Below are 19808 nucleotides of genomic sequence, written 5' to 3'. Positions count from 1 at the left end.
ACCGACGTCACCTGCCATGGACGCCACCGACGTCACCTGCCATGGACGCCACCGACGTCACCTGCCATGGACGCCACCGACGTCACCTGCCATGGACGCCACCGACGTCACCTGCCATGGACGGCACCCACGTCACCTGCTATGGACGCCACCGACGTCACCTGCCATGGACGGCACCCACGTCACCTGCCATGGACGGCACCCACGTCACCTGCCATGGACGCCACCGACGTCACCTGCTATGGACGGCACCCACGTCACCTGCCATGGACGGCACCCACGTCACCTGCCATGGACGCCACCGACGTCACCCGCCACGGACCGCACCCCGCCACCCGCCACGGACGGCACCCACGTCACCCGTCACCGTCACCCACCCCACCCCTCCACAACGCACCGATCACCGGAGACGAGTCCAGGCTCACGATCCCGGCCACCACCAGCGCCAGCCCCACCCCGGTGGCCAGGGAGACGGGCCACCCGGCACGCACCACCTCGCCGAACACCACCGTGCCCACGACCACCGCCACCACCGGCTCCGTCGCGTCGATGACGGTCAGACTCGCCGCCAGCGGCCCCTGCTGAAAGGCACTCTGAATGAGCAGCAGACCCACCAGACTCGCGCCCACGAGCGCGTACGTCTGCCAGGCGGAGAACACCGCGTCCAGCCCTCCCCGCAGCCGCCCGACCGTCGCGGCCAGCAGCACGGACTGCGTCCCCATGACCGCGCCACCGGCCAGCGCCACCACCGACGCCCGCCACGGCCCGGACAGCAGCAGCGAGAGCGCCAGCGCACCGCAGACCAGCGCACCGGTCGCGCCCAGGATCAGCAGCCAGGCGAACGGCTCCGCCGCACCCGGGTGCCCTCCGCGCGGGCGGGCCGAGGCCAGCGCCAGCCCCAGACCGACGGTCACGGCGAGCGTGCCGAACCACTCCCGCCGCCCCAGCCGCATCCGGTACAGCCGCGCCGAGAGCGGGACGGCGAAGACCAGCTCGGTGACGAGCAGCGGCTGCACCAGACTGAGCGGGCCGAACGCCAGCGCCAGGGACTGGAAGCCGTAGGCGAGCACGGCCAGCCCGATGCCGTGACGCCAGGTCCGGTCCCGCACCAGATGGCCCAGCAGCCGGGGCGAGAGCGTCTCCTCGTCCGGACGCGCGCTCGCCGCCCGCTGCTGGAGCACCCCGGCCACGGCGAAGCAGACACCTGCGGCGAGGGACGCCAGGACGGCGACGGGCACGCTATTCGGCGGTCTTCGCCCGGTCGGCGGCCTGTGTCCCTTCCCGCGTGTGGACGTACAGCCGGCGCCGGTCACCGACATCGACGGGCCGGGGCAGGGGCAGCTCGTAGCGGACGGGCATGGCGTGGTCGGCGAGCTGGCGGCGCGGGTTGTAGACCTGGTTGAACTTCCACAGCATGCGGGCGAAGTTGGTCTGGCCGTGCAGCAGGTTGCGCCCGAGGACACGGGCCGCGCCGAAGGCGGTCCGCAGCCCCAGGTGCTTGCGGTTGATCACGGCCTGGGTGCGGACGAGCTCCTCGTAGAAACGTTCGAGGGGCAGGGTGGTGGGCACCACCGCGTGCTGGATGTCGAAGAGGCGGTAGTCGCGGGTGGTGAGCCGGCGCGACTCGGTGTGCCAGATCTCCGTCCCGGGGTACGGCGTCATCACGGTGAAGTGGACGATCTCCGGTACGGACAGGGCGAACTCGCGGACGACCCGGAAGCGTTCCTCGTCCCACGACGGGTCGACGATCAGGTTGATGGCGACCTTGATCCCCAGACGGCGGGCCGTCCGGAGCGCCCGGAAGTTCTCGTCGGGGCTGACCCTCTTGCGGTAGAGGTCGAGACCCTCGGCGTCGATGGCCTCCATACCGAGGAACATGTACCGCAGCCCCAGCCGCGCCCACCGTTCGAAGACCTCCGGGTGGCGCAGCAGGACGTCGCTGCGGGTCTCCAGGTAGTACCGCTTGCGGATGCGGCGGCGTTCCACCTCGGCGGCGATGGCGTTGCCGTGCTCGGGCCGGATGAAGGCGACGTCGTCGACGATGAACACGTTGGGCTCGCGGACGCGCGCCAGGTCCTCGGCCGCCGCCTCGGGTGACGCCTTGCGGTAGCTGCGGCCGTAGAACGTCCACGCGGAGCAGAACGAGCAGTCCCACGGGCAGCCGCGGGTGAACTCGATGGAGGCGCACGGATCGAGCTCGCCGATGAAGTACCGGCGGCGGCCCCGCATCAGGTCGCGGGCCGGGAGCGGGTCGTCGATGCCGTGCAGCATCAGGGGCGCGGGGCCGCGCCCGGCCGCGGTGACGACCCCGGGGACGGCGTCCACCCCTCCGTCGCGCACCGCCTCAAGCAACGGGCCGATCGCCGGCTCGCCCTCGCCGCGGACCACCGCGTCCACCGAGCCCCCGGCCTGCTCCAGCACGTCCTCGGCGACGAAGGAGACACTGTGGCCGCCGAAGAAGACGAAGCAGCCCGGCAGCGCCTGCTTCACCTCCCCGGCCAGGTCGATCGCCTCAGGGATGTTCGCCAGGTAGTTCAGGGAGATGCCGAGGGCCTCGGGCCGGAAGGCCCTCAGCTCGCTCGTGAGCCGGTCCCGGCCGAGCACCTGCAGGTCCACCACGCGCACCTCGTGACCCGCGTCGCGCGCGGCGCCCGCCACGCGCTCCAGCCCCAGCGGCTCGAGTCGCAGGAAGATCTCCGAGTACATCAGGGCGCTGGGGTGGACGAGCAGCAAACGCATGGTCACCTCGGCACGTGCGGCGGAACGAACCGGGACGAAAGGGTCCCGGAACGCGGAGTGTCCCCTTCGTATCCCGGCAATCCGCAGCGGTGTACCGCCCATACGCCCGCCTGGCGGCACCGCCCGGCGCGCAAGGGTGGTTTTGCCGCGTCGGGTACGGGGCTCCGGGAGCGTGCGGCGCGCGTGCCGACGATGGAACGGTGTCTCGCCGCGGTCTCCAGGGATCCTGATCGGGGGTTCGCCGGATGGCGTCTCATGGGCTCTTGACGGTTCTCGAGGGCTCTCGGGCTGTTCCGTCCGCCAGGACACCGCCCGCGCGGTGCCGGGCGCCGCCGGGTACCGGTTCCGGCGCCCTCCGCCGCCACCGCCGTCCGGAACTCACGACACCGAGCCGCCGACCGCCGAACCAGACCGACAGCGCAGGGAGACCGTCTCGTGACACCCACCGGCTCCACCTACGACCCTCAGGCGGCCACCGCCGTACCGCCGCGCGCGGGAACCGGCCCGTCCGCGCGGGACCGTCGGGCGGTCCCGTCCCGGGACGTGCGGGTGGCTCTCGTCACCGGAGCGTCCTCGGGCATCGGAGCCGCCACGGCGAAGCGTTTCGCCGAGGGCGGCTGGCAGGTCCTCCTCAACGGGCGTGACGTGCGGGGTCTGGAGAAGACGGCCGCCGGGACGTCGGGCATCGTCCTGCCCGGCGACCTCGCCACCCCGGACGGCCCACGGCTGCTGGCCGAGTCCGCGCTGGGCGCGGCCGGCCGGATCGACCTCCTCGTCGCCGGGGCCGGCATCGGCTGGGCCGGTCCCTTCACCACCATGCCCCACACAGCCATCCACCGGGTGCTGACCGTGGACCTCAACGCCACGCTCCACCTCGTACGGGAGGTCCTTCCCGCCATGGTGGCGGCAGGGCGGGGGCGCGTGGTGCTCATCGGTTCGGTCGCGGGGATCGTGGGGGTGCGCAACGAGGCGGTGTACTCGGCGGCCAAGGCCGCGGTGGCCGCGTTCGCCGAGGCGCTCCGACAGGAGTTGCGGGGGACCGGCGTGGGGGTGACACACGTCGTGCCGGGCCCGGTGGACACGGCCTTCTTCGAACGGCGCGGCACCCCCTACCAGCGGGCCCGCCCGCGGCCCACCTCCCCCGGCCGGGTCGCCGGCGCGGTCTGGGACGCCGTCCGCCGCGGTCGCGACGACGTCTACGTACCGTCCTGGCTGGTCCTCCCGGGCCGGGTGCGCGGCGTGGCCCCCGCGGTGTACCGCCGCCTCCTGCACCGCTTCGGCTGACCCGCCCCCCGGGGGCAAGCGGGGAAGTGCGCGACGAGCCGCGACGTATCGGCGGCTGGGGAACGGGTCTGCGGGCCGTGGTGGGTGGGCCCTTCAGGGGCACGGGGAGGTGTGCGACGAGCCGCGACGTATCGGCGGCTGGGGAACGGGTCTGCGGGCCGTGGTGGGTGGGCCCTTCAGGGGCACGGGGAGGTGTGCGACGAGCCGCGACGTATCGGCGGCTGGGGAACGGGTCTGCGGGCCGTGGTGGGTGGGCCCTTCAGGGGCACGGGGAACTGCGCGACAAGCCACGACGCAGCCGCAGCCGAGGAACGGACCCGCAGGCCCGGCACGGTAGGCCCGAGGGCCCTGCACGGTGGCCGCCCCCCAGGCCGGAGGCCCCCGCACGGTGGCCGCCCCCCCCAGGCCGGAGGCCCCCGCACGGTGGCCGCCGCCAGGCCGGAGGCCGAACGGCCCCCACACGGTTCCCCCGTGACACCCGTGGTGGTAGAGGCGAGGGAATGACCCTTCATCGACGCACCCTCCTGCTCGCCGTCGCCCTGGCGGCGGCGACCGCCACCGGAACGCCCCCCGGACACGCCTCCCCCGCCCCGAACGCCGACGCCGGCGGTGACGACGAGTACGACACCCTCCGCCGCCGCTGGCTCGGCATCGCCCTGGGCAGCGGCTACGACCCGGCCGCCGAGCCCTACGCGACCCGTCTGAGGGAGACCGGCGAGCTCGCCCGCGCCTTCCGGGACGCGATGGCGCCCACGCCCACCTCCCTCTGGCCGGGCCACCCCTTCGACCCGCCCTCCGGCATCACCCGCAGCTACAGCCGCCTGTGGACCATGACCCAGGCGTACTTGCAGCGGGGCACCGGGCTCACCGGCGACGAGAGGCTGCTGGCGGACGTCGTACGAGGGCTCGATCACCTCTCCGAGACGGTCTACAACCCCTCCACCACCCGCTACGGCAACTGGTGGGAGTGGCAGATCGGCAGCCCCCGCCTCCTGACGGACATCGTGGCCGCCCTCCACGAGCAGCTGACGGACGACCGACGCGCCGCGGCCTGCGCGGCGGTCGACCACTTCATCCCCGACTCGATGCTCCGCGACTACTCGGGCACATCCACCGGCGCCAACCGCGTCGACCTCTGCCGCTCCGTCGCCCTGCGGGGCATCCTCGGCCGCGCCCCGGAGAAGATCGCGCTGGCACGGGACGGCCTTTCCCCGGTGTTCCCGTACGTCACGAAGGGGGACGGGCTGTACGCGGACGGCTCGTTCGTCCAGCACACCTGGGTGGCGTACTCGGGAACGTACGGGCAGGTCCTGCTCGACGGCCTCGGCCGGCTCTTCGCCCTGCTCGCCGGGTCGAGCTGGGAGGTGACCGACCCGAACAGACAGATCATCCTGGACAGCGTGGAGCGTGCCTACGCGCCCCTCATCCACGACGGTCTGGTCATGGACGTCGTGAGCGGCCGCGCCATCAGCCGCGGGCTCCTCAAGGGCGACGAGCCGCGCGTGATGCGCGGCGACCACTACCACGGACAGATGCTCATCGCGGCGATGGCCCTGCTGGCGGAGGGCGCCGGTGCCGCCGAGCGCGAACGCTGGTACGGGCGCGTCAAGGGCTGGATCGAACGGGACACGGTGACGCCCGTCCTCACCGCCCGCCAGTTCCAGGTCGCCGACCTGGCCCGGCTGCACGCGGTCGCCCGGTCCTCCGTGCCGGCCGCGCCCGACCCCGTCGGCCACCACCTCTTCGCCGCCATGGACCGCGCGGTCCACCGCCGCCCCGGCTTCGTGGCGGCCATCGCCATGGCTTCCGAACGGATCGCCCACTACGAGTGCGGCAACGGCGAGAACCCGCGCGGCTGGCACACGGGCGCCGGAATGACCCTCTGGTGGCCGTCGGGGGCCGAGCTCGGCCAGTACACGGACTGGTTCTGGCCCACCGTCGACTGGTACCGCCTGCCCGGCACCACCGTCTCCACCAGACGTCTCGCCGACCGGGAGGGCGGGGAGTGGGGCGAGCCCAAGCCTGCCGCACGGTGGGTCGGCGGCACCACCGACGGCACGTACGCGGCGATCGGCCAGCACCTCAGGGGCCTCGGCTCGACGCTCCAGGCCCGCAAGTCGTGGTTCTGCGTCGCGGACGCCGTCATCTGCCTCGGCGCCGGCATCACCTGCGCCGACGGGGTGCCCGTCGAGACGGTGGTCGACAACCGGAACCTGGGGGAGCACGGCGAGCAGGAGTTCGTCCTCCGGCGCGGCTGGGCCCACCTGGAGGGCCACGGTGGCTGGGTGTTCCCGGCCGGCGACGAGCCGCGCACCCTTCGCGAGGAGCGCACCGGCGCCTGGTCCGACATCAACAGCACCAGCTCGACCGAACGGCGCACCCGGCACTGGCAGACCCTCTGGCTGGACCACGGCACGGACCCGGCGGATGCGACGTACTCCTACGTCCTCATGCCGGGCGCGTCCCGCCACCAGGTCGCCGCCCGCGCGGCCGACCGCCGGTGGTTGTCGGTCCTCGCCAACGACGCCCGCCGCCAGGCGGTCCACGTGGACTCGCTGGGCCTGACGGCCGCCACCTTCTGGTCCCCTGGCACCGCGGGCCCCCTCGCGACCACCGCGCCCGCGAGTGTGCTGGTACGGGTGCGGGGCCGTACCGCTACGCTCTGCGTGAGCGAGCCGCCGCGGACCGGTGGGAGCCTGGAGATCACCTGGGACCGCCCCGTACGGAGCGTCCTCCGCGCGGACCCGTCCGTCGAGACCCTGGCGGCAGGCCGCCGTCTGCGCCTCCGCGTCACTCCGGGGACGGAATGCGCGACCCACCGTTGTGAGGTGTCTCTCGGCTGACCGCTTTGTGTGACCCCCACAACGCACAGGCCCTCTGAGCAGTCGGATCGGCTGCACGGGCGGTTGGTTCTGTTCAGTGGTACCAGGAAAACGGGCCGGAGACTGTACGGAGTCGACGGCCCGCTTTTCTTGGTGGACTTCGTATGGTCGCTACATGACCGTTTTGGATGATGCGCCGAGCGAGCCGACCGACGCGCGCGGGCGTGTGGCCGAACTCCACGAGATCCGTGCGCAGGCACTGGCCGGGCCCAGCGAGAAGGCGACCGCGGCGCAGCACGCCAAGGGCAAGCTGACCGCGCGGGAGCGCATCGAGCTCCTCCTCGACCCCGGTTCCTTCAACGAGGTCGAGCAGCTGCGCCGGCACCGGGCGACGGGATTCGGCCTGGAGGCCAAGAAGCCCTACACCGACGGTGTCATCACCGGGTGGGGCACGGTGGAGGGCCGGACGGTCTTCGTCTACGCCCACGACTTCCGCATCTTCGGCGGCGCGCTGGGCGAGGCCCACGCCACGAAGATCCACAAGATCATGGACATGGCCATCGCGGCCGGGGCGCCCCTGGTGTCCCTCAACGACGGCGCGGGCGCCCGTATCCAGGAGGGCGTCTCGGCGCTCGCCGGCTACGGCGGCATCTTCCAGCGCAACACCAAGGCCTCCGGGGTCATCCCGCAGATCTCCGTGATGCTGGGCCCGTGCGCGGGCGGCGCGGCCTACAGCCCCGCCCTGACCGACTTCGTGTTCATGGTCCGCGACACCTCGCAGATGTTCATCACCGGCCCCGACGTGGTCAAGGCCGTCACGGGCGAGGAGATCACCCAGAACGGCCTCGGCGGCGCCGACGTCCACGCCGAGACCTCCGGCGTGGCCCACTTCGCCTACGACGACGAGGAGACGTGCATCCACGAGGTGCGCTACCTCCTCTCGCTGCTTCCGCAGAACAACCGCGAGAACCCGCCGCGCGTGGAGTGCTCGGACCCGGCGGACCGGCGTTCCGACGTGCTCCTGGACCTGGTCCCGGCGGACGGCAACCGCCCGTACGACATGGCCAAGGTCATCGAGGAGCTCGTCGACGACGGCGACTACCTCGAGGTGCACGAGCGCTGGGCCCGCAACATCATCTGCGCCCTGGCCCGCCTGGACGGCCAGGTGGTGGGCATCGTCGCCAACCAGCCGCAGTCGCTCGCCGGAGTCCTGGACATCGAGGCATCGGAGAAAGCCGCGCGCTTTGTCCAGATGTGCGACGCTTTCAACATCCCGATCATCACGTTCCTGGACGTGCCCGGGTTCCTCCCGGGCGTCGACCAGGAGCACGGCGGGATCATCCGCCACGGCGCGAAGCTCCTCTACGCCTACTGCAACGCGACCGTGCCGCGGATCTCGCTGATCCTCCGCAAGGCCTACGGAGGCGCGTACATCGTCATGGACAGCCAGTCCATCGGCGCCGACCTCACCTACGCGTGGCCGACGAACGAGATCGCGGTGATGGGAGCGGAGGGCGCGGCCAACGTCATCTTCCGCCGGCAGATCGCCGAGGCCGAGGACCCGGACGCCATGCGGGCCCGCATGGTCAAGGAGTACAAGTCCGAGCTCATGCACCCGTACTACGCGGCCGAGCGCGGCCTGGTGGACGACGTCATCGACCCCGCCGAAACCCGCGAGATCCTGATCCGCTCCCTGGCGATGCTGCACACCAAGCACGCCGACCTGCCCTCCCGCAAGCACGGCAACCCGCCGCAGTAGTCCTCCCGGTAACCCAGCGGATCCTTCGCGGTACCCCCGCGGAAACCTCATCCACGGAGACTGAGACCCATGAACCTGCCTGATATCCGCGTCGAGAAGGGCCACGCCGAGCCCGAGGAAGTCGCCGCGATCACGGCGATCCTGATGGCCCGCGCCGCCGCCGCACCCGCTGCCCCGGTCCACCGCGGGCGCCTCAAGGCAGGCTGGCGCCGCCTTGAGCGCGAGCCGGGCTTCAGGGCGCCCCACAGCTGGCGCTGAACCTCACGTAAGGGCCCCCTCCATCTGGAGGGGGCCCTTACGCATGTTTGTCGGCTGCGACCCGGATGTGGTTGCCCGCGCCCACGCGGCGGAGCCGCATATCGACACAGCCCCGCGCCCCTTGAAAGCAGCGGTTCCCCGCGCCCTGTAAGGGGCGCGGGGAACCGCGCGACCAGCCACGAAACAACCCGCAGTCGGCAACCAACCGCCAGGGGCGGCCCAGTAGCCGCCCTACCTACCGCAGGCGGGCCATCAGCGCGTGCTCGACCAGCGTGATCAGCGCCGACTTCGCGTCGGCCCGATGCCGCGCGTCCGTCGTGATGATCGGCGTGTCCGGGCCGATCTGGAGAGCCTCCCGGACCTCGTCCGGGTTGTACGGCTGCTGGCCGTCGAAGCCGTTGAGGGCGATCACGAACGGCAGACCCGAGTTCTCGAAGTAGTCCACTGCCGGGAAGCAGTCGGCCAGACGCCGGGTGTCCACCAGCACGATCGCACCGATCGCGCCGCGCACCAGGTCGTCCCACATGAACCAGAAGCGGTCCTGGCCCGGGGTGCCGAACAGGTACAGGATCAGGTCCTGGTCGAGCGTGATGCGGCCGAAGTCCATGGCGACCGTCGTGGTCGTCTTGTCCCCGGTGTGGGTCAGGTCGTCGATGCCCGCTGAAGCAGACGTCATGACGGCCTCGGTGCGCAGCGGATTGATCTCCGAGACGGCGCCGACGAACGTGGTCTTGCCCACGCCGAAGCCGCCCGCCACCACGATCTTCGCGGAGGTGGTGGAGCGGGAAGGCCCTCCGCTAGAGCTTGCGAAGTCCACTGAGCACCCTTTCGAGCAGTGTCACGTCTGGCTGGCCACCGGCGTTCTCGTCGCCGCCGGGCTGATGGATCGCGACCAGGCCCGCCTCCGCCAAGTCGGCGACGAGGATCCTGGCCACGCCGAGGGGGATGGTCAGCAGCGCGGAGATTTCGGCTACCGACTTGATCTCTCGGCAGAGGTTGCAGATGCGCTGATGCTCGGGCAGTTGGCCCTGCATCTGGTGCGGCTGCGCGGTGGTGTGCACCAGCGCCTCGATGGCGAGCTGGTAACGGGGCCTGGTGCGGCCGCCCGTCATGGCGTACGGGCGCACCAGGGGGTTGTTCGACGCTCCCGCGGGCGCCGGCTCGGGAGAGCGTCGCTGCGGCTGCACGGGCTGGATGCGGGGCGCCGGAGGCTGGTCGTACGGCGAAGGACCCGGGCCCTGGGGGCCGGGCTGCCCGTACGGCTGGCGGCGCTGCTGGCTGGGTGCGGAGGGGAAGTTGTACCGGTTGTGCTCACCCGGGCCCTGACCCTGGCCAGGGCCGTAGGACCAGTTGCCCGAAGACGAACCGCCTGGGGGTGTTGCCACTTTTCTCCTCCTCCGACTGTGCCGGGCACCCAACGTTGTGGAAGCCGCGTCCCGAAACCTTACGGCCCCGGGACACCAAAACGCACCGACTGTCTGTTAGTTGAGCAAGCTCCCTTGGAGCTCCGCTCGCAGATCGGGTGTCAGGACCGTACCGGCACGGTCGACCAGAAGCGCCATCTCGTACCCGACGAGACCGATGTCCGCCTCCGGATGTGCGAGGACTGCGAGCGACGAACCGTCCGAGATGGACATGATGAAGAGGAACCCACGCTCCATCTCCACAACCGTCTGGTTGACGCTGCCGCCCTCGAAGATGCGGGAAGCGCCCGCGGTCAGCGAGGTCAGTCCGGACGCGACGGCCGCCAGCTGGTCGGCGCGATCGCGCGGAAAACCTTCGGACATCGCCAGAAGGAGTCCGTCGGCGGAGACCACCACCGTGTGGGACACCCCCGGGGTGTTGTCCACGAAGTTGGTGATCAACCAGTTCAGGTTCTGTGCCGCCTGGCTCATCGGGCTCACACTAACGCTCCTGGTTGTAGGTGCTGTCAGGACCGAAGCCCTGGCCGTTCGTTTCACTGCCTGCGTTGCGTCCCCGCTGGACACCGCGGCGCAGGTTGCTCAGCCTGCCCCGTACGTCCTCCGGGGCGCGGGAGACCTGTGGGCCTCCCTGCGGGGTTGTTGCGGCGGCTCCCTCGACCAGGTTGGCCTTGGGGACCCGTCGCGGCAGGCCGGAGGAGGTGACCCCGCCCGCCCTGGGCTTCCGGAGCTGGGAGGCCTGCTGCCACCGCTGGTCGTTCGCGGAGCGCCAGTCCTCGACCGGCTCCTTGGCCGCCGCGGGTTCCTGCGCCACGCGCTGGGGGGCGCTGGTGCCGTTCGCGGTGGACCCGCGGCGCGGCAGCCCGGCGTCGGTCAGCTCGTGGGCGGCGGAGGGGGCCGGTCCCGGACGGTCGAAGCCTACGCGGTCCTGCTCCTTCGCGTCATCGGCCTGCGCGGGTTCCGGTTCCGGAGAGTACTCGGACTGGTACGGGCTCTGGTAGCTGTCCTGCTGGGGCCAGTCGTCCTGGTAGGACGGCTCGCCGAAGGAGGGGAAGCTCTCCGCGGCCGAGGCGGGCGCCTGCGGCTGCTCCTCCCGCGCCGGCTCCGGATAGCCGGGCTCGGGGTAGCCGCCGTTCGACGTGAAGTCCGCCGACGGCGGGAAGTACGTCTCCTGGTACGACGGCTGCTGCGGCTCCTCGTACGCGGTCTGCTGGTCGTAGCCGGTCTGCTGCTCCGGGAAGGCGGTCCCGCCGCTGTCGTACGACGGCTGCGCCGGGGCCTGGAAGTCGTCGCCGTACAGGGGCGCCTCGATGGCCTCCGGACGGTCGTGGCCCTGCGCCTGGGCCTCCAGGGCCGCCCGGCGCTCCTCACGCATCAGGGAGCGGCCGACGGGGTCCAACTCGCGTATGTCGTTCGGGACCTCGGCGTAGCGGCTGTCGTCGAAGCCGAGCTCGGCGGCCGTGCGCGCGGAAGCCTCGGCCTGGAACGCCTGCTGCTCCGGGATGATCTGCGAGACGGTGAACTCGTCCTGCTGCGGGTGGTGTTCGCCACCGCCACCGTGGGTGATGACGTCCGGGAGCATGACCAGCGAGGTCGTGCCGGCCTGCTCGCCCGAGGGACGCAGCTGGACACGGATGCCGTGCCGGTCGGACAGCCGGCCGACCACGAAGAGGCCCATGCGCTGCGAGATCGCGGCGTCCACGGTCGGCGGGTTGGCCAGCTTGTGGTTGATGTCGGCGAAGTCCTCGGCGGTCAGGCCGATGCCCTTGTCGTGGATCTCGATCATGATCCGACCGTCGGGCAGACGGGTGGCGGTGACGCGGACCTTGGTCTGCGGCGAGGAGAACGTCGTGGCGTTCTCCAGCAGCTCGGCGAGCAGGTGCACGAGGTCGGTCACGGCGCGGCCGTGGATCTCGGCCTCCGGGACCCCGGAGAGCTCGATGCGCTCGTACTGCTCCACCTCGGAGGAGGCGGCGCGCAGCACGTCGACCAGCGGGACCGGCTGGTCCCAGCGGCGGCCGGGCTCCTCGCCGGCGAGGACGAGGAGGTTCTCGCCGTTGCGGCGCATACGGGTCGCCAGGTGGTCCAGCTTGAAGAGGTTCTCCAGCTGGTCCGGGTCGGCCTCGTTGTTCTCCAGGTCGGTGATCAGGGTCAGCTGGCCCTCGATCAGGGACTGGTTGCGGCGCGAGAGGTTCGTGAAGATGGCGTTGATGTTGCCCCGCAGGAGGGCCTGCTCGGCGGCGAGCCGGACGGCCTCGCGGTGGACCTGGTCGAAGGCGCGCGCGACCTCACCGATCTCGTCCCTGGTGTTGATCGGGATGGGCTGCACACGCGTGTCAACGCGGCCCGGATCGGTGCGCGAGAGCTGGTCGACCAGCATCGGCAGGCGCTGCTCGGCGACCCCGAAGGCGGCGTTGCGCAGCTGGCGCATCGAGCGGCTCATCTGGCGGGCCATGAGCGAGGCGATGATGAACGCGGCGAGCAGGGCGAGGACGACGATGGCGCCGTTGATGTAGGCGTCGCGCTGGGCGTCCGAGGCGATCTGGCCCGCGTCGTCCACGGCGCGGTTGATCATCTCGTTCTCGACCTCGCTGTAGCCCTCGAACTTGAGGGTGGAGGCGGCCATCCAGGTCGAGGGGGTGATGCCCTCCTGCGCGAGCTGGGTGGGCGACTGACCGCTGCCGATCAGCTGGATCATCTTGGTCATGGAGGGCGGCGTGATCGGGGTCTTGCCCTCGGCCTGGGCCTGCTGCGCGGCCTCGGCCAGCTGCTTCTTGCCCTCTTCGGTCTTCTGCGCCATCACCTGCTTGAGGCGGGCGGCGTCCTGCTCGGTGCCACCGGAGACGTACTCCTGGACGGCGACGTTCTCCAGGTACGCGTAGGAGGTGAAGGCGGTGAGCTGGCGCTTGAAGATCGCCTCGTCGGTGCTCGGCTTGACCAGCAGGTGCATACCGATGGAGCGCTGCAGCGAGGCGGCGCCCTTGGAGAGTGCGAGCGCGTAGACCGTGCGGCCGTAGGCCGTGATGTTGCCGGTGCCGAGGCCGAGTTCGTTCGAGAACTCCATCAGCAGGTGCTCGACCTCGACGTAGCCCTCTTCGGTCTGCGTCGGCTCCATCGAGCGCGTGAAGGCCGCCTGCCGGATCTGCTCCAGCTTCGGCTCGGCCTCCTCGACCAGCCTCAGGCGGCGCTCCAGGCCCTGCCCGGACGGCATCCCGACGACTTCCTTGTGGAAGGCGTCGGCCTTCTCGTCGGTGAGGGCGCGGGCCTGCTGGACGACTTCGCTGTCCTTCTCACCCTTGAGGAGCGGCTCGGCGGAGACGTCACGCTCGTTGAGGAGGGCCTCGGCGTACGCCCCGGCGGAGGCCACGATCTTCGCGACCTTCTCGGCGTCCCGCGCCTCCTGCCAGGTGTCGATCGACCCCTTCACCTGGAAGCCGCCCATGACCAGGCCGACCACCACGGGTATGAGGAGGATCGCGTTCAGGCGGGTGGGCACTCGCCAGTTGCGCGGGGAGAGCCGGCTGCCGCTGGGCGCCGGCGTGACCGTTGTTTCCGGTCCGGACATTTGTGCGGGTGCTGCCCCGCGCGGCGGCGGGGTGAAGTTGCCCCGCGCCGACGGCTCGGGACTGCGCTTGCTTCGCCTCACTCGACCAACAACCTCTCGGCGCAGGCACCTCAGTCGTGCCGCGGGTGACTCCATAGCCCTAGTACGTCTTTGACTAATGGGCAGTTCAGGCATTCCAGCACGTCAGCCTGTGCACTTCCAAACACAGGGAAGCAACGATTCCGCGTGATGTAAGTCCCAGATAAAACGGTCATAAAGAGTCAGCCACGGCAAATGGCGGGCCTGAGGTGGACGCAGTGACACCGATCGACCGCGACGCGTGGCCGTACCACCCTATTTCTCTGTCGAAACGTTATGAACACCGGAGCCGACCGTGTCAAACGACACAGTCGGCGCCGGTGTGTCTACGACAACTGCCGTACGGCGCTGCCGACTTGAGTGCTGTCCGAGGAGTAGATGGCCCGGTTTCGCCTCCCCGCTACCGCAGCCGTGCCATGAGCGCGTGCTCCACGAGCGTGATCAGCGCGCTCTTGGCATCCGCACGGTGCCGGGCGTCCGTCGTGATGATCGGCGCGTCCGGCCCGATCTGCAGCGCCTCGCGTACCTCCTCGGGCGTGTACGGCTGGTGTCCGTCGAAGCCGTTGAGGGCGATGACGAAGGGCAGCCCGCTGTTCTCGAAGTAGTCGACCGCGGGGAAGCAGTCGGCCAGACGCCGGGTGTCGACGAGGACGACGGCGCCGATCGCGCCGCGGACCAGGTCGTCCCACATGAACCAGAAGCGGTCCTGGCCCGGGGTGCCGAACAGATACAGGATCAGGTCCTGGTCGAGCGTGATGCGGCCGAAGTCCATGGCCACCGTGGTGGTGGTCTTGTCCCCGGTGTGGGTGAGGTCGTCGATGCCCGCGCTCGCGGACGTCATCACGGCCTCGGTGCGCAGCGGGTTGATCTCCGACACGGCGCCGACGAACGTGGTCTTGCCCACGCCGAAGCCGCCGGCCACCACGATCTTCGCCGAGGTGGTCGCCCGGCCCGCGTCAGAGCTTGCGAAGTCCACTGAGCACCCTTTCGAGCAGTGTCACGTCCGGCGCGCCGCCGGCGCTCTCGTCGCCACCGGGCTGGTGGATCGCGACGAGTCCGGCTTCGGCGAGGTCCGCGACGAGGATCCGTGCCACACCGAGCGGCATGGACAGCAGGGCCGAGACCTCGGCCACGGACTTCACCTCACGGCAGAGGTGGCAGATCCGCTGGTGCTCGGGGAGCAGCCCCATGAGCGCCGCCGGGTCGGCCGTCGTGCTGATCAGGGCCTCGATGGCGAGCTGGTAGCGCGGCCGCGTCCGGCCGCCGGTCATCGCGTAAGGCCGTACCAGCGGCTGGTCGCCCTCGTCCCCGTACGACGCTGCGTACGGATCATGAGAGGCGGGGGGCGGGGTCATGGATCCTCCGGGCGGGACAGCAAGTCGGTCAGCGAGCCGTCTGATGAGGCCGGTGGGGGGGACTGATGGCGGCCGGACGGTTGGTGAGGGTGGTGCGGGGAGGGGGGTTAGTGCAGCAGGCTGCCCTGCAGTTCGGCGCGCAGGTCGGGCGTGAGCACGGCGCCCGCGCGGTCGACGAGCAGCGCCATCTCGTAGCCGACAAGGCCGATGTCGCACTCCGGGTGGGAGAGGACCGCCAGCGACGATCCGTCCGAGATGGACATCAGGAAGAGGAACCCGCGCTCCATCTCCACCACCGTCTGGGCCACGTTCCCGCCCTCGAAGATCCGGGAGGCCCCGGCCGTGAGCGAGGTGAGACCCGAGGCGACGGCCGCGAGCTGGTCGGCGCGGTCACGGGGAAAACCTTCGGACATCGCCAGAAGGAGTCCGTCGGCGGACACGACGACGGTGTGGGACACCCCGGGGGTGTTGTCCACGAAGTTGGTGATCAACCAGTTGAGATTCTGTGCCGCCTGGCTCATCTGGCTCAACTAACGCTCCTGCTGGTGAGTGGGGCTCGGGAAACTGCCGGTCTGGCCGGTACCGGCCTGGCGACCCTGCGCGATGCCCCGACGGAGATTGGTCAGCCGGCCGCGTACGTCATCAGGCGAACGCGAGACCTGCGGACCGGTTTGGTGCTGTTGCTGCTGAGCCGTGCCCGGCACGAGGTTCGCTCGCGGGACCCGGCGCGGCAGGCCGGAGGTGGTGACCCCGCCCGCCGACGGCTGACGGACGCGCTCGGCCTGACGGACGAGCTCGTCATTGGGGTTGGCACGCCAGGACGAGGTGGCCTGGGGGGCCGGAGGGTTCGGGCGCCGGTCGGCCGAGGGGGCCTGCGACGGAGCCGGTCCGTTGCCTGGACCGCCGCCGTTGCCGTTGGCCGGCTGGGCGGCCTGCCCGCCGTGGAACCAGTTGGTCTCCAGCGTGTCGTACAGCGGCGTACGGCCGTCACCGGGACCCGACGCCGGGGGCAGATCCCACCCGTCGCCCGGCCGCCGCCCCCCGTCGGCGCCCCTGCTGTCCGGCTCCTGCGGCCGCGCGGCCCGCTGCGGCGGAACCGGCGGACGCTGCGGCATGGGCGGCCGGGGGGCACCGAAGTCGGCGCCGCCCGCCTGGGGACGCTCGAACTGACCGGTGGACGAGGGGCCCTGCGGGTCCCCGTAGCCGGGGGCGGCGAACTGGCCCGTGCTGGAGTTGTCGTGCCCGGAGGTCGTGAACTGGCCGGTGTCCTGCGGGTTTCCACGCTCCGGCGCTGGGAAGCGGTCCGGGGCCGGGGAGGGCGCGGAGCTGCCGAACACGTCGGAGCGGACGAACTGACCCGTGCCGTTCTGCGGCTGGTCGGGCCGCGGCGCGTCGTAGTCGGGGCGCTGGAACTCGGAGGTGACGGCGGGACCCTGGCGGTCGTCGATCCGCGGGAACTCCTCGGTCGAGCCCGGGCCCTGACGGTCGTCGAAGCGCGGCATGCGCGAGGTGGACGCGGCGTCCGGCTCCTCGTGGCCGCGCGGGGCGTCCAGCGAGGCGCGCGGCACCGGCGGCTGCGCGTTGTCGTCGCTCCAGCTCGGCGTGCGGGGCTGCGAGCTGCCACCGGGCAGCTCGGCCCGGGGGCCACCCCGCCCGGGCAGCTGCGGCCGGCGCCTGCCGGAACGTTCCTTGCGCTGCTTGGGAGGTACGGCGCCGGAGGCGTTCTCGGCCGAGGGCGCGTCCTCACCGAAGCCGCCCTGACGGGCCGGGCTGAAGCTGTTGCCGCCGAGCGAACCGCCCCCGCCGAAGCCGCCCTGGCGGCCGGGGGAGTCGTCGAAGAAGTTCTGCGGCCCACCGGTCCCGGCGGCCTGCAGGCCCTGCGGGGCACCCGGCGCGGGACCGCCGAACCCACCGGCACCGGCACCGGCCGGCGCCGGCCGGCCCTGCGGGGGCGCCGGAGGAGCACCCTGCGGACCGCGCGGCCCACCGGGCCCGCCCGGACGGCCGTCCTGGTCGCTGCCGGGCAGTGCGGCCCGCGGCCCCTGTCCGGCACCCACCTGCCCGCGCTGCGGGGCGGCGCCGAGCCGGCCGCCACCGGGGGCACCCGCGCCCGGGCCGGGCCCGGACTGGTTGCCCCGGCGGGCGGCGGCCGCACCGGCCGCGGCCTGCGCGGCGGCGGGGCCACCGGAGGGAATGCCCTGCTGGCCGGGCTTGCCGGGAGCGGGCTTCTTGCCGCCCTGGGCTACATCGACGGGCAGCATGACCAGCGCGGTCGTACCACCGGAGTCGGACGGGCGCAGCTGGATGCGGATGCCGTGGCGCTGCGAGAGGCGGCCGACCACGAACAGACCCATGCGGCGGGAGACGGAGACGTCCACGGTGGGCGGCGAGGCGAGCCGCTCGTTGATGGACGCGAGGTCCTCGGGAGACAGACCGATACCGGTGTCGTGGATCTCGATCAGCACCCGGCCGTCGGGCAGCGCGTGACCGGTGACCTTGACCTTGGTCTGCGGCGAGGAGAACGAGGTGGCGTTCTCCAGCAGCTCGGCGAGCAGGTGCACGAGGTCGTTGACGACCCGGCCGGCGACCTCGGTGGCGGGCACGGCGGCCAGCTCGATGCGCTCGTACTGCTCCACCTCGGACGCGGCGGCGCGGAGCACGTCGACCAGCGGTACCGGACGGGTCCAGCGGCGGCCGGGCTCTTCACCGGCGAGAACGAGGAGGTTCTCACCGTTACGGCGCATGCGGGTCGCGAGGTGGTCGAGCTTGAACAGCGAGGACAGCTGGTCCGGGTCGGCCTCGCGGGACTCCAGCTCGGAGATCAGCGACAGCTGGCGCTGGATCAGGCCCTGGGAGCGGCGCGAGAGGTTGGTGAACATCGCGTTGACGTTGCCCCGCAGGAGGGCCTGCTCGGCGGCGAGGCGGACCGCCTCGCGGTGCACGTCGTCGAAGGCCGCGGCCACCTGGCCGATCTCGTCCCTGGAGTGCAGGCCGACCGTCTCCACGGAGGTGTCGACGTCCTGCGGGTCGGACTCGGACAGCTGCTTGACGAGCTCGGGCAGTCGGTCCTGGGCGACCTTGGTCGCGGTGTCCTGCAGCCGGCGCAGCGAGCGGATCATGGAGCGGGCCACGACGAAGGCGCCGACGAGGGAGATACCGAGGACGAGCAGGATCAGCGCACCGGAGATGATCGCCTCGCGCTCGGACTCGCTCCGCAGCTGGCGGGCGGTCTGCTCCATCTCCTCCAGGAGCGAGCCCTCGATCTTCTTCATTTCCTCGAGCTTGACCGTGTCGTCGTCAAGCCAGTCCTTGTACGAACGCTTGTCCAGCGAGCGCAGCCCGTTGGGGTTGTCCAGAACGCGCTTGGCGTAGTCGTTGACCGCCTTGATGGTCGCGCTGCCGTCGCTGATCGGCTTCATCAGCTCCTCGGCACGCTCCCGGCCGTAGATGTTGCCGAAGCTGTCGGTCTCGGAGCCCTCGCTGGTCAGCGCGGACAGGCCGTACTGGCGGTCGCTCTCGGAGAGGTCGCCGGGCTTGTCCGGGTTCGCCGGCAGCGCGGCCGCGATGATCGCGCGCTGTACGGAGGCGTACTCCTTGGCGGTGGAGAACGCGGCGAGGGCGCGGGTACGGGCGATCATCTCCGGGTTGCTGGTGGCCTCCGCCATGTCCTGGGAGAGGTTGAGCAGCTGGGTGATCAGCCGGTGGTACGCCTCGACGGTGAGCGTGGAGTTCTTGGGGTCCTCGTAGGCGTCACGGCGGATCGTGCTGAGGTTCGTCAGCTCGGTGGCGATACCCACGAGGCTGTCGCGGACACCGGGGAGCCGGCCCTCCTCGCTCGCGTCGCCGATCTCCTGGGTGGCCTTCAGGAACTGCCGCTGGGCCGTGTCCGTCCTGTCACGGACGCCCTTGACCGTGGGGTCGCTGGCCGAGGCGCCTTCCGAGAGCGGGCCGGCCGAGATGTCGCGCTCCTTCTGGAGCGCGGCGGCGAGCTCGGTCGCCTGCTTCGTCATGTCGGTGAGCAGCCGCATGTTGTCGAGCTGCTGGATGTCGTCCACGTTGTCGCTGATGCGCAGCGCGCCGAGCGAGGTGGCGGCCACCACGGGGAGCGCGAGCAGCGAGACCAGACGGGTCGAGATGCGCCAGTTGCGCAGCGCTATTCGGGAACCGGGGCCGCTCGGGCGGGTCTTCGGTTTGGCCTGGGGCGGCGTGGGCGCGGACGCGCCGGGGCGCCCGGAGCGCTCACCGCTGTCGCCGATCTCCGCCGGGCCCGGGTTCTGGGCGTGCTGGGGCGCGGAGCTGCCTTTCATGGGGCCAGTCCCGCCGTGCGGCTCCGGCTCCGCCGAAGCGCTGCCATCCCTCTTGAAACGTCCCTGCACTAGCGTCGCAACCTCTGGACCAGGCGCCTCTCCGCGTGAACGGCGAGACGGTGTCGGCGTCTGGGGCCGCCCTGAACGCGCACCCCTATGGGTCTTGAGTGACCGGCGCTGGCTCCCCCTTCCCGCCGCTCACTTGGCGCTGCGTTGCGCC

The 19808-nt window shown here is 71.5% G+C and carries 14 protein-coding genes; 4 read left to right on the top strand and 10 right to left on the bottom strand.

All coding sequences use genetic code 11. The features are described 5' to 3' along the window. Positions 1–356: 356 nt before the first annotated feature. Together ACZ49J_RS18330 and hpnR are read right to left on the bottom strand one after the other, a co-directional pair. Entirely contained in the window at positions 357–1238 is an 882-nt protein-coding gene (locus tag ACZ49J_RS18330) for a DMT family transporter (RefSeq protein ID WP_467449165.1), read from the bottom strand. Position 1239: 1 nt separating this feature from the next. Continuing rightward, positions 1240–2739, bottom strand: a complete 1500-nt coding sequence (gene hpnR, locus ACZ49J_RS18325) for a hopanoid C-3 methylase HpnR (RefSeq protein WP_467449164.1) — start codon at positions 2737–2739, stop codon at positions 1240–1242. A gap of 435 nt (positions 2740–3174) precedes the next feature. Between hpnR and ACZ49J_RS18320 the strand changes: the two genes are divergently transcribed. The 4 genes from ACZ49J_RS18320 (at position 3175) to ACZ49J_RS18305 (ending at position 8862) form a co-directional block, all read left to right on the top strand. Further along, entirely contained in the window at positions 3175–4023 is an 849-nt protein-coding gene (locus ACZ49J_RS18320; protein ID WP_467449161.1) for an SDR family NAD(P)-dependent oxidoreductase, read from the top strand. Between the two features lie 500 nt (positions 4024–4523). Continuing rightward, positions 4524–6866 (top strand): polysaccharide lyase 8 family protein, encoded by a 2343-nt coding sequence (locus ACZ49J_RS18315; RefSeq protein WP_467449159.1) that lies wholly within the window; start codon positions 4524–4526, stop codon positions 6864–6866. Between the two features lie 154 nt (positions 6867–7020). Beyond that, positions 7021–8604 carry an acyl-CoA carboxylase subunit beta gene (locus ACZ49J_RS18310; RefSeq protein ID WP_467449158.1) on the top strand — a complete coding sequence of 528 codons (1584 nt, stop codon included), beginning with the start codon at positions 7021–7023 and terminating at the stop codon, positions 8602–8604. A gap of 69 nt (positions 8605–8673) precedes the next feature. Then, positions 8674–8862 carry an acyl-CoA carboxylase subunit epsilon gene (locus ACZ49J_RS18305; RefSeq protein ID WP_467449157.1) on the top strand — a complete coding sequence of 63 codons (189 nt, stop codon included), beginning with the start codon at positions 8674–8676 and terminating at the stop codon, positions 8860–8862. 235 nt (positions 8863–9097) lie between these two features. Here the strand turns inward: ACZ49J_RS18305 and ACZ49J_RS18300 are convergent, their stop codons facing one another. From ACZ49J_RS18300 to ACZ49J_RS18265, 8 genes are all read right to left on the bottom strand, one after another. Next, positions 9098–9679, bottom strand: a complete 582-nt coding sequence (locus ACZ49J_RS18300) for a GTP-binding protein (protein ID WP_009314218.1) — start codon at positions 9677–9679, stop codon at positions 9098–9100. After that, the gene (locus ACZ49J_RS18295) at positions 9660–10247 is read right to left on the bottom strand and encodes a DUF742 domain-containing protein (protein WP_467449156.1); all 588 of its coding nucleotides are present in this window, start codon (positions 10245–10247) and stop codon (positions 9660–9662) included. The genes ACZ49J_RS18300 and ACZ49J_RS18295 overlap by 20 nt, the downstream gene beginning before the upstream one ends. Before the next feature lie 96 nt (positions 10248–10343). Continuing rightward, positions 10344–10757 carry a roadblock/LC7 domain-containing protein gene (locus tag ACZ49J_RS18290; RefSeq protein ID WP_033321188.1) on the bottom strand — a complete coding sequence of 138 codons (414 nt, stop codon included), beginning with the start codon at positions 10755–10757 and terminating at the stop codon, positions 10344–10346. A 10-nt stretch (positions 10758–10767) separates the two neighbouring features. Further along, positions 10768–13929, bottom strand: a complete 3162-nt coding sequence (locus tag ACZ49J_RS18285; protein WP_467449155.1) for a sensor histidine kinase — start codon at positions 13927–13929, stop codon at positions 10768–10770. A gap of 397 nt (positions 13930–14326) precedes the next feature. Next, entirely contained in the window at positions 14327–14902 is a 576-nt protein-coding gene (locus ACZ49J_RS18280; RefSeq protein WP_131558337.1) for a GTP-binding protein, read from the bottom strand. Then, positions 14883–15281 carry a DUF742 domain-containing protein gene (locus tag ACZ49J_RS18275; RefSeq protein WP_467449154.1) on the bottom strand — a complete coding sequence of 133 codons (399 nt, stop codon included), beginning with the start codon at positions 15279–15281 and terminating at the stop codon, positions 14883–14885. Before ACZ49J_RS18275 ends, ACZ49J_RS18280 begins: the two co-directional genes overlap by 20 nt. 107 nt (positions 15282–15388) lie before the next feature. Next, a complete protein-coding gene (locus ACZ49J_RS18270; protein ID WP_467449324.1) occupies positions 15389–15802 on the bottom strand; it encodes a roadblock/LC7 domain-containing protein in 414 nt (137 codons plus the stop codon). 9 nt (positions 15803–15811) lie between these two features. Further along, a complete protein-coding gene (locus ACZ49J_RS18265) occupies positions 15812–19657 on the bottom strand; it encodes a sensor histidine kinase (RefSeq protein ID WP_467449153.1) in 3846 nt (1281 codons plus the stop codon). Positions 19658–19808 lie beyond the last annotated feature (151 nt).

Source organism: Streptomyces sp. NPDC030840 (assembly GCF_055572015.1).
Note: the sequence above shows the minus strand (reverse complement) of the source record. Positions and strands in the feature narration are given on the sequence as shown.